This is a genomic window from Rathayibacter sp. VKM Ac-2801 (assembly GCF_009834245.1).
GTDB lineage: Bacteria > Actinomycetota > Actinomycetes > Actinomycetales > Microbacteriaceae > Rathayibacter.
Map to the genome: position 1 here is coordinate 1,489,162 of NZ_CP047183.1, position 12,898 is coordinate 1,502,059.

Sequence of the window (12,898 nt, forward strand, 5' to 3'; positions counted from 1 at the left end):
ACCGTGACAACCGCACCCCCCGCTCCCGCCGTCCAGACTGAGCAGGCGGCACCCCATGTCGTCGTGCTGTTCGGCGCCGTCGGCGACCTGGCCCGGCGCAAGCTCATCCCGGGGATGGCCCACCTCGCGCTCTCCTCCCTCGCGCCGGACCTGCAGATCGTCGGCACCTCGCTCGAGGAGCACGACGACGCCTCGTTCCGCGCCTTCGCGAAGCTGGCCTACGACGAGTTCGGGAGCCGCTCCCTGACGCCGGCGCAGTGGGACGAGTTCGCGTCCAAGCTCCGCTACGTCCCGCAGTCCGCCGGTCCGGCCGCCCTGGCCGCCGCCGTGACCGACGCGGAGGCGGTCCTCGGCCCGGACGTGAGCCGGCTGCACTACCTCAGCGTCCCGCCCAAGGCGGCGCTCTCGGTCGTGCGGATGCTCGCCGAGGCCGGGCTGGTCGAGCGCTCGCGGATCATCATGGAGAAGCCGTTCGGCGTCGACCTCGAGAGCGCGGTCGTCCTCAATGCGGAGCTCCACGAGACCTTCAGCGAGGAGCAGATCTTCCGGATCGACCACTTCCTCGGCAAGGAGCCGGCGCAGAACATCCTCGCCTTCCGCTTCGCGAACGGCCTGTTCGAGCCGATCTGGAACCGCAACTTCATCGATCACGTCCAGATCGACATCCCGGAGCGCCTCACGCTCGACCGCCGAGCCGAGTTCTACGAGTCCACCGGCGCGTACAAGGACATGGTCGTCACCCACCTGTTCCAGGTGCTGGCGTTCATGGCGATGGAGCCGCCGACCGCGCTCGAGCCGCAGGCCATCAGCGAGGAGAAGAACAAGGTCTTCCGCTCGATGCGCCTGCTGAACCCCGAGAACGTGGTGCGCGGCCAGTACATCGGCTACCGCGACGAGCCGGGCGTCGCCGCCGACTCCGAGACCGACACCTTCGTCGCGCTGAAGTGCGAGATCGACAACTGGCGCTGGGCGGGAGTGCCGTTCTACCTCCGCACCGGCAAGCGGATGGCCGAGGGCCAGCGCATCATCTCGATCGCCTTCCGCGAGCCCCCGAAGAGCATGTTCCCGCAGGGCTCCGGCGTCGGCGCGCACGGCCCGGACCACCTCACCTTCGACCTGGCCGACGCCTCGAAGGTCTCGCTCTCGTTCTACGGCAAGCGTCCCGGGCCCGGCATGCGGCTCGACAAGCTGAGCATGCAGTTCGCGCTCCAGGAGACCGACCGCGCGGGCGACGCGCTCGAGGCCTACGAGCGCCTGATCCTCGATGCGATGCGGGGAGACCACACCCTGTTCACCACGGCGGAGGGAATCGAGCGGCTCTGGGAGGTCTCGGCGCCCCTCCTGCAGGATCCGCCGCCCGTCCGTCTCTACGCGCCCGGCTCCTGGGGGCCGAACGCGATCCACCAGCTGATCGCGCCGCACGCCTGGCGCCTGCCGTTCGAGAGGGTCTGGCGCGACAAGCGCTGACCGCGCCGCCGTGCGCCCCGCCTAGGCTGGGCGCATGGCGCGCACCGGGGAGGACCGGATCTGGACGGTCCCGAACGTCCTCAGCATGGTGCGCCTCGCCCTGGTGCCGGTGTTCCTCGTGCTCGTGGTCCTCGGCGAGGACGCGCTCGCGCTCCTGACCCTCGTCGTCTCGAGCCTCACCGACTACCTCGACGGCTGGATCGCGCGCCGCTTCGACCAGATGACGCGCCTCGGCCGCGTCCTCGATCCGGCCGCCGACCGCCTCTACATCTTCGCCACAGTCCTGGGCCTCGCGGCTCGCGGCCTGGTGCCCTGGTGGCTGGTCGCCGTGCTGCTGGCACGCGACCTGATGCTCGTGGTCCTGGCGGTCGTGCTGGCCAGCAACGGCTACGGACCGCTTCCCGTGCACCACCTGGGGAAATTCGCGACGTTCTGCCTCTTCTACGCCCTCCCGCTGATCATGCTGGGGCAGGCGTTCCCGGCCCTCGCGCCCGCCTCCGTCCCCATCGCCTGGGCCTTCGCGCTGTGGGGCGCGTTCCTCTACTGGTGGGCCGGGATCGTCTACGCCGTCCAGACGAGGGACCTCGTCCTGGGGGTCCGCACAGGTGCTCAGGGGTCCGACGAGGGTCACGATTCGGATACGCTGACCCGATAGGAGGTACGTCTTGGTCGAGCCCGTCGGTGGAGCATCATCCGCCCAGCACAATTCCGTTCCCGGTGAGCCGTCGACGGAGACGACTCTGACGTTCACCGACGACATCGGCGCCCAGCTCGCCGCTCTCGACAACCGCGCGTCCCGCGAGGAGGCCGAGGCCGTCGGCGCTCTGCCCTCCGGCTCCGCGCTGCTGGTCGTGCGCCGCGGACCGAACACCGGGGCGCGCTTCCTCCTCGACACCGACTCCACGACGGTCGGCCGCCACCCCGACGCGGGCATCTTCCTCGACGACGTCACGGTCTCGCGCCGGCACGCCGAGTTCGTCCGCCGCGGCACGGCGTTCGAGGTCCACGACCTCGGCTCCCTGAACGGCACCTACTTCGACGGAGTCCGGATCGAGTCCGCGATCCTCACCGACGGCTCCGAGGTGCAGGTCGGCAAGTTCCGCCTCACCTTCTACGCGTCCCGCGCCGACCTCGTCGCCGCTCCGGACGCGTGAGCCGTGGGCCGCTCCTCCGCGCGCGCCCTCCCCACCGGTTCCGCCGCTCTGCTGAGCATCGGGCAGGTGCTGGCCAGGCTGACCACTGAGTTCCCGGACGTCACCCCGTCCAAGCTGCGCTTCCTCGAGGAGCAGGGGCTCGTCTCGCCGGCCCGCACCGACTCCGGCTACCGCAAGTTCTCGGGCTCCGACGTCGAGCGGCTCCGGATGATCCTCGCGCTGCAGCGCGACCACTACCTCCCCCTCAAGGTCATCCGCGGGTACCTCGACGACATCGACGCCGGACGCGAGCCCGCCCTGCCGGCCGGTGTCGGGGGTCCGAGCGCCTCGCTCCTCGGCCCCGCCACGCGGTTGACGCGCGAGGGCCTCGCGGCCGAGTCCGGCGCCACTCCCGCTCTCGTCCAGGAGGCCATCGCCGCCGGGCTCGTGCGGGGTGGCGACGTGTTCGGTGACGAGGCCGTGACGACGCTCAAGGCGCTCGTCGACCTGGGACGATCGGGCATCGAGCCCCGCCACCTCCGTCCGCTCCGCGTCGCCGTCGAGCGCGAGATGTCGCTGATCGAGAGCGTCGTCGCCTCCAGCGCCCGCCGCGGAGAGGCCTCGGGCTCGGCCGGTGCCGCCGAGAACGCGGTGGGGCTCGCGACCCAGCTGGGCACGATCCGCGGGGCAATGGTGCGCAGCGCCCTCTCGCGGATCGCCCGCTCGTGAGTGCCGCACCGCCGGCCGACGGGTGGCCCGGGCGACACGCCGCGGCGACGAGGCCGATGTCGTTTACTCGGCCTGCGCCGGTCGGTACGGTAGGGAGCGCGTTCGGAGGATCCGGCGTCCGGATCCGAGAGGCACAGGGATGAGAGAAGTCAGCCGCGACGTCAGCGGCCAGCGCGACCTCGTCCTCTTCACCGACGGACTGCCCGAGCTCGACGCCGACGCGGGCTACCGCGGGGCCGTCGCGGCCCGTGCCGCGGGCATCACCTACCGGCAGCTCGACTACTGGGCGCGCACCGAGCTCGTCGAGCCCACGGTGCGCGGCGCGTCCGGCTCCGGCACGCAGCGTCTCTACGGCTTCCGCGACATCCTCGTGCTGAAGCTGGTCAAGCGCCTGCTCGACACCGGGATCTCGCTCCAGCAGATCCGCACCGCGGTCAACCAGCTCCGCGAGTCCGGGGTCGACGACCTCGCGCAGACGACGCTGATGAGCGACGGCGCGAGCGTCTACCTCTGCACCTCGAACGACGAGGTCATCGACCTGCTCAGCCGCGGGCAGGGCGTCTTCGGCATCGCCGTCGGCAAGGTCCTCCGCGAGGTCGAGTCGAGCCTCGTCGAGCTCGACCACCAGTCGGTCGACCCGAGCGACGAGCTCGCCCAGCGCCGCGCCTCCCGCCGCGTCGGCTGACCGGCCGCTCCTCGGTCTCGACGGCCGACCCCGGGCTCTCCCGGGGCCCCTGCGCACCGCCTCTCTCCGCCGCTCCTCCAGCGGATCGAGCGGCGGGCGCCGCCCGCGTAACGCCGTGCTGATCGAGTAGCGGGCGCCGCCCGCAAATCGAGATCCGCCCACCGGACGCGAGCCGCCGCCGCTCAGGCCCGCTCGCCATGCTGATCCAGTAACGGGCGCCGCCCGCGTAACGCCGTGCTGATCGACTAGCGGGCTCCGCCCGCGTATCCAGATCGTGCGCGCGGCGACGCCGAGCGTCCGCCGGCGCCGCTCCTGAGACGGATCGAGCAGCGGGCACCGCCCGCGCATCGAGTACCGAGCCGACTGCGTCCGGCGGACCTGCCCGCCCTAGGTCGCGGCGGGGACCTGCTCGCCGATGCGACCGGTGCGGATGACGCGGTCGAGCAGCAGGTCGAAGTTGTGCGCCATCTCCTGCGCGCTCTCTCCGGGCCAGACGTGGACCGGCTTCGCCGCTCCCTGTGCCTGCTGGAGGGAGGTGCGCTCCGGGAGCTGGGGGCTGAGGACGAGCGGCCCGAACATGTCGCGCAGCTCCTTGATCCGGAACTGGTGCTCGAGCGACTGGACGCGGGCGCGGTTGACGATGATGCCCAACGGCTGGAGGCGCGGGCTCAGTCCGCGGCGGATCTCCTCGATCGCCCGGAGCGCCCGGTCGGCGGCGGCCACCGAGAACAGGCCCGGCTCCGTGACGACGGCGACGCGGTCGCTCGCGGCCCACGCCGTGCGCGTGAGGGCGTTGAGCGACGGAGCGCAGTCGATCAGCACGAGGTCGTAGTCGGCCTCGACGCTCGCGAGGGCCTCCTCGAGCTTCCAGATGTCGCGGATGCTGGGGTGCGGCCCGTCGAAGTTGATCGCGGAGGGGCTGCCGATCAGCACGTCGATCGTGCCGTGGTGCTCCTTGGTCCACCCGGAGGGGGCGATCGCCGAGCGGACGATCTTCTCCTTCGGCGACGTCAGGACGTCGGCGATGTTGAGATGGCCGGCGACGTTGATGTCCATTCCGGTCGACACGTCGGACTGGGGATCGAGGTCGACGACCAGCGTTCGCAGGCCCTTCGAGAACGCCGCGGATGCAAGGCCGAGCGTCACCGTGGTCTTGCCGACGCCGCCCTTGAGGGAGCTCACGCTGAGTACATGCATGGCTGACTACTTTACGTTCCTCCGGGCGGCAGAACCTAACCGTTCGCTGCACGCGCCGTCCGCGCCGCCTCCGGAGGAGGGCCGCACTAGCAGTCGGGGCGCGCTCCGACCAAGCCGCCCGGCGCGATCCGGGCCCGCCGGTACACTCGTCCTGAGCGGAAGGAGGCTCGTTCGCATGGATGAGCGCAACGACGAACAGCCCGACACCGGCACCGGTCCCACGCCGCGGACCGCCATGGACGCGGCTCGGGAATCGGGTCAGTACTCCCCGCGAGCGAGCGACACCGCGCCGACTCTCCTGCCCGACGGCGTGCGGATCACTCCGCCCGGCCCGCGGCGCCGCTCCACCGCCCCCGCTCCGGTCGAGGACGAGGACGCGATCGACGTCGGCCGCCTCGGCCTGCCGCCCTCGCGCTCGCACGCTCTCGTGCCGCCGGAGCCGACTCCTGCTCCGACGCCTGCACCGCCTCCCGCACACCCGCCTGTCTCGAACGGACCGGTCTCGGCGGGGATCCCCGCCCGGGCCGAATCCGCGGAGAAGCCCACGGCGTCCGAGTCCGCGGGGGAGCCCGCCGCCGTCCCCACGCGCCGGGACCGCCTCCGCGCCGAGTCCTCGAGCACCGCTCCCGCCCCGTCCGCGCCGAGCGCCGCCGTCCCCGAGTCGGCGTCGATGCTCACCCCGGACAGGCTCCTGGAGGTCAACCGGAAGACCCGGCCAGCTCCCACGGGCGGCTGGCACCGCTTCCTCTACGGCCTCACCTTCCACACGGTCAACCTCGGCGACTCCGCGAAGGTGAAGGCCTGGAAGGCGATGGACGAGCGGATCGGCCGGCAGTTCGAGGGCGGCACCCGCTTCGTCCCGGTGATGACCCGCAAGGGCGGCGTCGGCAAGACGACGGTCACGACGCTCCTGGGCATGGCCCTCGCCGACGCGCGCGAGGACCGCATCATCGCGGTCGACGCGAACCCCGACCGCGGCACCCTGGCCGAGCGCGTCCCCAAGCAGACGCGGGCGACCGTCCGCGACGTCGTGAACCGCGCCTCCGGCGTGACGGGCTTCACCGAGTTCTCGACGATGGTCTCCCGCGACGAGACCCGCCTCGACGTCCTCGCCTCCGACACCGACCCGCAGTTGTCCGAGGCCTTCGACGAGGACGACTACAACGTGGTCGCCGACCTGGTCGAGCGCTTCTACTCGATCATGCTCACCGACTGCGGCACGGGCATCGTGCACTCGGTGATGCGGCCCACGCTGCAGCGCGCCGACACGGTGGTGATCGTCTCGGGCGGCAGCGTCGACGAGGCCCGCCTCGCCTCCGAGACCCTCACCTGGCTGGACGCGAACGGCTACGGCGCCCTGGTGCGCAACGCGGTCGTCGCGCTCAACACGGCGACGCAGGGCACGAGCCTGGTCAAGCTGGAGGAGATCGAGTCGCACTTCCGCTCCCGCGTCCGCGACATCGTCCGCATCCCCTACGACCCGGTGCTCGCCGCCGGCTCCGTGGTGAAGTGGGAGCAGCTGCGCGAGGGCACGAAGGACGCCGCACGCCTGCTCGCCGCGCTGGTGGTCGAGGGCATGCCGGTCCGGCGTGTCTGAGCCCCGGGGCTCAGGGGCGGCGTCCACCGCGCTCCAGGACCGTACCGACGGGCCCGACGCGTCCACCGACGCCTTCGACCTGATCGTGATCGGGGCCGGCTCCGGCAACTCGATCGTCGGTCCGGAGTTCGACGGCCTGCGGGTCGCGATCCTCGACGACGGCGAGTGGTTCGGGGGCACCTGCCTCAACGCCGGCTGCATCCCGACCAAGATGCTCGTCCACGTGGCCGACGTGGTCACCGACGTCGACCAGGGCGGCCCGATCGGCGTCCACTCCCGCCTCCGCCGGCCCGAGTGGGCGGAGGTGCGCGACCGGGTCTTCGGCCGCATCGACGCGATCAGCGAGGGCGGGTTCGAGTACCGCGATCAGCGCTCACCGAACGTCACCGTCCTCCGCGAGAGCTTCGGCTTCGAGTCGCTCGGAGACGGCGCCCGTCCGCACGTCCTCGTCAGCGCGAGCGGTGCCCGCATCAGCGCGCCGCAGGTGGTCGTGGCCGCCGGCTCGCGGCCCAGGCCGCTCCTCGCAGCGTACGAGCCCGACCCCCGCATCCAGGACTCCTCCTCGGTCATGCGTCTCGACGAGCTCCCCGAGCGGATGCTGATCCTCGGCGGCGGCGCGGTGGCCGTCGAGTTCGGCCACGTCTTCTCCTCCTTCGGCACGGCCGTGACCGTCGCCGTCCGCGGCGACCGCCTCCTCCGCGCCCTCGACGCGGACGTCTCGCGCCGGTTCACCGAGATCGCCGCCGAGCGGTACACCGTGCTCACCGGAGTGAGCGCCGACAGCGTCGACGCCCGCCCGGACGGCCTCCGCGTCGCCCTCAGCGACGGCACGACGGTCGAGACCGACCTGCTGCTCGTCGCGCTCGGCCGCGACCCCAACAGCGACACCGTTGCGGCCGCCTCCGTCGGCATCGACCTGCACGAGGACGGCCGGATCAGCGTCGACTCCGAGCAGCGCGTGCTCTCGGGCGGGCGCCCCGTGCCCGGCCTCTTCGCCCTCGGCGACGTGTCGTCCCGCTGGCAGCTCAAGCACGTCGCCAACCACGAGGCGCGCCTCGTGGCGCACAACCTCCTGCACCCCGGCGAGCTTCTCTCCAACACCCTCTCGCCGGTGCCCGGCGCGATCTTCGCCCACCCGCAGATCGCCCACTTCGGGCTCACCGCGGCAGAAGCGCGCGACCAGGGGCTCGACGTCGTCACCGTCACCCAGGAGTACGGCTCCACCGCCTTCGGCTGGGCGCTCGAGGACGACTCCAGCGCCTGCCTCCTGGTCGTCGGACTCGACGGCGCCCTCCTCGGCGCGCACATCATCGGGCCGCAGGCCAGTATCCTCATTCAGCCGCTCGTCCAGGCCGCCAGCGCCGGCACCGGCATCCGCGGACTCGCCCGCAGCCAGTACTGGCCGCACCCCGCAGCGAGCGAAGTCGTCGAGAACGCCCTCCTGAGCGCGGAGGAGGCCCTGAGGGAGCGCACCACATGACCGAACGCCAGATCCGCATCTTCGGGGACCCGGTGCTGAAGACCGCGTCCGCGACCATCGAGACGGTCGACGCCGGCGTCCGCGGCCTCGTCGAGGACCTCGTCGACAGCGTCCGCCCGCCCGGACGCGCCGGCGTCGCGGCACCCCAGATCGGCGTCAACCTCCGCGCCTTCAGCTACAACGTCGACGGCGTCATCGGCTACATCCTCAACCCCGAGATCGTCGAGCTCAGCGGAGACCCGCAACCGGTCGACGAGGGCTGCCTCTCCGTCCCGAACCTCTGGTACCCCGCGATCCGCTACCCGCACGCGAAGGTCCGCGGCACCGACCTCGACGGCAACGAGATCGTCCTCGAAGGCGACGGCCTCATGGCCCAGGCCCTCCAGCACGAATGCGACCACCTCGACGGACGCCTCTACCTCGACCGCCTCTCCAAGGACGACCGCCGCGCCGCCATGAAGGCCGTCCGGGAATCCGACTGGTTCTGAGTTCGATTCGGAGCCGGTCCCAGCCCGGCTCCGCGCGGTCGGCTTTTCGAGGTGGGAGCGCTCTGTAGAGCGTGTCGCGTTCCGCCGACGGGAAAGCGCTGGGACGCGCTTTCCCGGATACGGCTGCGTTGAGGGGGGAGCCGGTCCCTGCCCGGCTCCGCGCGGTCGGCTCGGCGAGGTGGGGGCGTTTCGCGGAGCGGGGAGCGTTCCGCCGACGGTGAAGCGCTGGGACGCGCTTCACCGGATACGGCTGCATCGGGTTCGGAATGGGTTCTGCGCGACTCGGCAGGGGGCGCGCGTCAGCGGAGGGAGATGCCCTCGGTGGCGGGGGAGGCGGAGTAGACGGCGGCGATGGTGTCGGCGAAGTCGGCGAGGATGACGTTCCGCTTGATGCTCATCTTCGGGGTCAGATGACCGCTCGCCTCCGTGAACTCGGTCGGGAGGATCACGAACTTGCGGATCGACTCGGCACGGGACACGCGCTCGTTCGCCGCATCGACGGCCCGCTGCACCTCGGCCAGCACGACCGGGTTCACGGCCGCGTCCTCGAGCGAGAGGCCCTTGTCCTGGCCGTTGTTCGCGAGCCACGTCGGCAGCATCTCGGAGTCGAGCGTGACCAGCGCGGCGATGAACGGCCGCTGGTCGCCGACGACGACCACCTGGCCGACCAGCGGATTCGCGCGGATCGGATCCTCCAGCGCCGCCGGAGCGACGTTCTTGCCGCCGGCGGTGACGATGATCTCCTTCTTCCGCCCGGTGACGCGCAGGTACCCGTCCTCGTCGAGGGTTCCGAGGTCGCCCGTGCGGAACCACTCGCCGTCGAACGACTCCGCCGTCGCCGCCTCGTTGTTCCAGTAGCCGCCGAAGACGTCGATGCCGCGCACCTGGATCTCGCCGTCGGCCGCGATCCGGATCGAGACCCCGGGCATCGCCGGGCCCACCGAGCCGATCTTGAACCGCTCGGTGCGGTTGACCGTGGCGGGCGCTGTCGTCTCGGTGAGGCCGTAGCCCTCGAGGATCTTGATGCCGAGGCTGTGGAAGAAGTGCCCGAGCCGGTCGCCCAGCGGTGCCGAGCCGGACACGGCGAAGCGGACGTTCCCGCCCATCGCGGTGCGCAGCTTCGAGTAGACGAGCCGGTCGAAGAGCAGGAACTGCAGCTTCAGCGCGAGCGGCACCGAGCCCGATTCGAGCGCCATCGAGTGGGCGACGGCGACATCGGCCGCGCGGCGGAAGATCTTCCCCTTGCCGCCCGCCTCGGCCTTCTGCTCGGCGGAGTTGTACACCTTCTCGAACACGCGCGGCACGGCGAGGAGGAAGGTTGGCTTGAAGGACGCGAGCGAGGGGAGCAGCTGCTTCGTGTCGGCCTGGTGCCCCACCTTGACGCCGCCGTGCACGCAGAGGATCGCGATGAAGCGGGCGAAGACGTGGGCCGTGGTGATGAACAGCAGCGTCGACGCGCCGGGCTGGTGGATCAGCTCCGTCAGGGCGACCGCCGAGTTGCGGCTGAGCTCGACGAAGTTCGAGTGCCGGATGATGCAGCCCTTGGGGCGGCCGGTGGAGCCGGAGGTGTAGATGATCGTCGCGATATCGGTGCCGGTCGCCAGCGAGCGGCGGCGCTCGATCTCGGCGTCCGGCACGTCGACGCCCCGCGCGACGAGCTTGTCCAGGTCGCCCAGCCCGATCTGCCAGGCGAGGCGGACCTCCGGCAGGTCGGCGCGGATCTCGTCGAAGCGGGCGAAGTGCTCCGGGGTCTCGACGATCACGGCGTGCGCGCCGGAGTCGGCGAGGTTCCACTGCACCTGCGCGGGGGAGGAGGTCTCGTACACCGGGACGAGGACCCCGCCGGCGAACCAGACGGCGAAGTCGATCAGCGTCCACTCGTAGCGCGTCTTGCAGATCAGTCCGACCTTCTCGCCCGGCTCGAGGCCGGCGGCGACGAAGCCCTTCGCGAGGGCAGTGACCCGGTCGAGGAACTCCTGCGCCGTCACGTCGCGCCAGCCTTCGCCGTCGGGCAGCGCGAAGAGCGCACGATCGGGCGTCTCGCGGACACGGTCCAGCAGGAGGGCGGTCGTGTTGGCCTGGGGATCGGCCGGAACCACCAGGGGGGAATCGAACTGGTCCACGGCAACTCCTTCGGTACCTGAATGAACGTCGCCTCCACCCTACCGGCGCGGCGCAAGCTGTGGATCCGTTCAGGGTAACGATCCAGCGGAGGCTCCGCGAGGAGGGCCGACACGCGTCGCCGGGTCTCGCCGCCGAGCGGCACCGGAGTGCTCGCGGTCACTACACTCGTCCTGGCCGCCGCTCAGGGCGGTCCGCCGACGCTGCCGCGCCGGTGGCGACGGGAAGGCGGTTCGCGTGCACGCGATCGGGATCGACATCGGCGGCACGAAGATCGCCGGAGCCCTGGTCGACGAGTTCGGGGGGATCCTCCGCGAGGACCGTCGGCCCACTCCTGCCGGGCACCCCGAGCTGATCGTCGACGTCGTGGTCGAGATGGTCGAGCACCTGCGCTCCGGCCTGCTCCCGGGGGACGTCGCCGCGGTCGGAGTCGCCGCCGCCGGCTTCATCGACGCCTCGCAGTCGATCGTCTACTACGCCCCGAACATCAACTGGCGCAACGAGCCCTTCCGCGAGAAGCTGTCGGCCCGCATCGACCTGCCGATCATCATCGAGAACGACGCGAACGCCGCCGGCTGGGCCGAGTTCCGCTACGGCTCCGGCCGCCTCGTCAGCGACATGCTGATGCTCACCATCGGCACCGGAGTGGGCGGCGCGATCGTGATCAACGACCGGCTCCTGCGCGGCGGCTTCGGCGCCGCGGCCGAGATCGGGCACATGCGCGTCGTCCCCGGGGGCCTGCCCTGCGGCTGCGGGGCCCGCGGCTGCATCGAGCAGTACGGCTCGGGCCGCGCGCTCCAGCGCTTCGCCGGCGAGCTCGCCGACGCCGGCGGGATCGGGCAGGGCATCGCCGACGCCCGCGCCCGCAACGGCGGCAAACTGAACGGCCACCTCCTCTCCGAGCTGATCACGGCCGGCGACCTGGGCGCCCTCGCGGCGCTGCGCCAGCTCGGCCACTGGCTGGGCGAGGCGGCGGCCAGCCTGAGCGCCGTCCTCGACCCGCAGATGTTCGTCATCGGCGGCGGAGTGGCGCAGGCCGGCGACCTCCTGCTGGACCCCATCCGCCAGGCCTACCTCGACAACCTCCCCGCCCGGGGCTACCACCCCGAGCCCGAGTTCCGCATCGCGGAGCTCGTCAACGACGCCGGAGTCGTGGGGGCCGCCGACCTGGCGCGCCTGCACGCGAGCTCCCTCTAGCGGCACCCGCCGCACCCGATCCGCCGCACCGCCGAGGAGCCCGATGTTCTACTGGTTCATGAAGCACATCGTCGCGGGCCCGCTCCTGAAGACGATCTTCCGACCGTGGGTGGTCGGTGCCGACAAGGTGCCGCAGAACGGCGGCGTGATCCTCGCGAGCAACCACCTCTCGTTCATCGACTCCGTGATCCTCCCGCTGGTGATCGAGCGGAACATGGTGTTCCTCGCCAAGAGCGACTACTTCACCGGCAAGGGCCTCAAGGGCTGGGCGACACGGACGTTCTTCACCGCCACGGGGATGCTGCCGATCGACCGCTCCGGCGGCAAGGCGTCGGAGGCCTCGCTCAACACGGGGCTCCGCGTCCTCGCCGGCGGCCACGCCCTGGGCATCTATCCCGAGGGCACGCGCAGCCCCGACGGCCGCATGTACCGCGGCCGCACCGGAGTCGCGCGCATGGTCCTCGAGGCCCGCGTGCCCGTCATCCCGGTCGCCATGATCGACACCGCGCGCATCATGCCCATCGGCAAGCGCCTGCCGAAGCTCGGCCGCATCGGCATCGTCTTCGGGGAGCCGCTCGACTTCAGCCGCTTCGAGGGCATGGAGGGCGACCGCTTCATCCTCCGCTCGATCACGGACGAGATCATGTACGAGCTGCTCGCCTTGAGCGGCCAGGAGTACCTGGACGTCTACGCGACCTCGGTCAAGGAGAAGCGCGCAGCCCTCACCCGCTGAGCGCCCGCTCGACGCCAGGGCACCCTCCCGGCCGAGCGCCCTGCCAGGCGATAAGCTCGTCAACCGCTGCC

General features: G+C 71.5%; 12 protein-coding genes. 10 read left to right on the forward strand and 2 right to left on the reverse strand.

The features are described 5' to 3' along the window. Nucleotides 1-3: 3 nt before the first annotated feature. The 5 genes from zwf to GSU45_RS06885 all read left to right on the forward strand — a co-directional run bounded on the left by zwf (nucleotide 4) and on the right by GSU45_RS06885 (nucleotide 4,014). A complete protein-coding gene (gene zwf, locus GSU45_RS06865; protein WP_159913784.1) occupies nucleotides 4-1,467 on the forward strand; it encodes a glucose-6-phosphate dehydrogenase in 1,464 nt (487 codons plus the stop codon). 34 nt (nucleotides 1,468-1,501) lie between these two features. Continuing rightward, nucleotides 1,502-2,122, forward strand: coding sequence for a CDP-alcohol phosphatidyltransferase family protein (locus tag GSU45_RS06870; protein WP_159913786.1), 621 nt, complete (start codon nucleotides 1,502-1,504; stop codon nucleotides 2,120-2,122). Nucleotides 2,123-2,207: 85 nt separating this feature from the next. After that, on the forward strand, nucleotides 2,208-2,621 hold the full coding sequence (locus GSU45_RS06875; protein WP_181027143.1) for an FHA domain-containing protein: 414 nt from the start codon (nucleotides 2,208-2,210) through the stop codon (nucleotides 2,619-2,621). 3 nt (nucleotides 2,622-2,624) lie between these two features. Beyond that, nucleotides 2,625-3,329: a MerR family transcriptional regulator gene (locus tag GSU45_RS06880; RefSeq protein WP_104225380.1), complete on the forward strand. Its 705-nt coding sequence runs from the start codon at nucleotides 2,625-2,627 to the stop codon at nucleotides 3,327-3,329. Between the two features lie 139 nt (nucleotides 3,330-3,468). Next, nucleotides 3,469-4,014, forward strand: a complete 546-nt coding sequence (locus GSU45_RS06885; protein ID WP_159913788.1) for a MerR family transcriptional regulator — start codon at nucleotides 3,469-3,471, stop codon at nucleotides 4,012-4,014. A gap of 387 nt (nucleotides 4,015-4,401) precedes the next feature. Here GSU45_RS06885 and GSU45_RS06890 read toward each other — a convergent pair whose 3' ends face one another. Next, nucleotides 4,402-5,211, reverse strand: a complete 810-nt coding sequence (locus GSU45_RS06890) for a ParA family protein (RefSeq protein WP_104222576.1) — start codon at nucleotides 5,209-5,211, stop codon at nucleotides 4,402-4,404. Between the two features lie 175 nt (nucleotides 5,212-5,386). Between GSU45_RS06890 and GSU45_RS06895 the strand changes: the two genes are divergently transcribed. The 3 genes from GSU45_RS06895 to def are packed head-to-tail and all read left to right on the forward strand — an operon-like array spanning nucleotide 5,387 to nucleotide 8,776. After that, entirely contained in the window at nucleotides 5,387-6,808 is a 1,422-nt protein-coding gene (locus GSU45_RS06895) for a MinD/ParA family protein (protein WP_244248250.1), read from the forward strand. Then, nucleotides 6,801-8,288, forward strand: a complete 1,488-nt coding sequence (locus tag GSU45_RS06900; RefSeq protein ID WP_159913790.1) for a mycothione reductase — start codon at nucleotides 6,801-6,803, stop codon at nucleotides 8,286-8,288. The genes GSU45_RS06895 and GSU45_RS06900 overlap by 8 nt, the downstream gene beginning before the upstream one ends. Further along, the gene (def, locus tag GSU45_RS06905) at nucleotides 8,285-8,776 is read left to right on the forward strand and encodes a peptide deformylase (RefSeq protein WP_159913792.1); all 492 of its coding nucleotides are present in this window, start codon (nucleotides 8,285-8,287) and stop codon (nucleotides 8,774-8,776) included. Before GSU45_RS06900 ends, def begins: the two co-directional genes overlap by 4 nt. Before the next feature lie 299 nt (nucleotides 8,777-9,075). Here the strand turns inward: def and GSU45_RS06910 are convergent, their stop codons facing one another. Beyond that, nucleotides 9,076-10,899 (reverse strand): AMP-dependent synthetase/ligase, encoded by a 1,824-nt coding sequence (locus GSU45_RS06910; protein WP_159913794.1) that lies wholly within the window; start codon nucleotides 10,897-10,899, stop codon nucleotides 9,076-9,078. Nucleotides 10,900-11,134: 235 nt separating this feature from the next. Here GSU45_RS06910 and GSU45_RS06915 point away from each other — a divergent pair, with 235 nt between their 5' ends. Together GSU45_RS06915 and GSU45_RS06920 are read left to right on the forward strand one after the other, a co-directional pair. Next, the gene (locus tag GSU45_RS06915) at nucleotides 11,135-12,094 is read left to right on the forward strand and encodes an ROK family glucokinase (protein WP_159913796.1); all 960 of its coding nucleotides are present in this window, start codon (nucleotides 11,135-11,137) and stop codon (nucleotides 12,092-12,094) included. Between the two features lie 43 nt (nucleotides 12,095-12,137). Then, entirely contained in the window at nucleotides 12,138-12,827 is a 690-nt protein-coding gene (locus tag GSU45_RS06920) for a lysophospholipid acyltransferase family protein (RefSeq protein WP_104222581.1), read from the forward strand. Nucleotides 12,828-12,898: the final 71 nt, after the last annotated feature.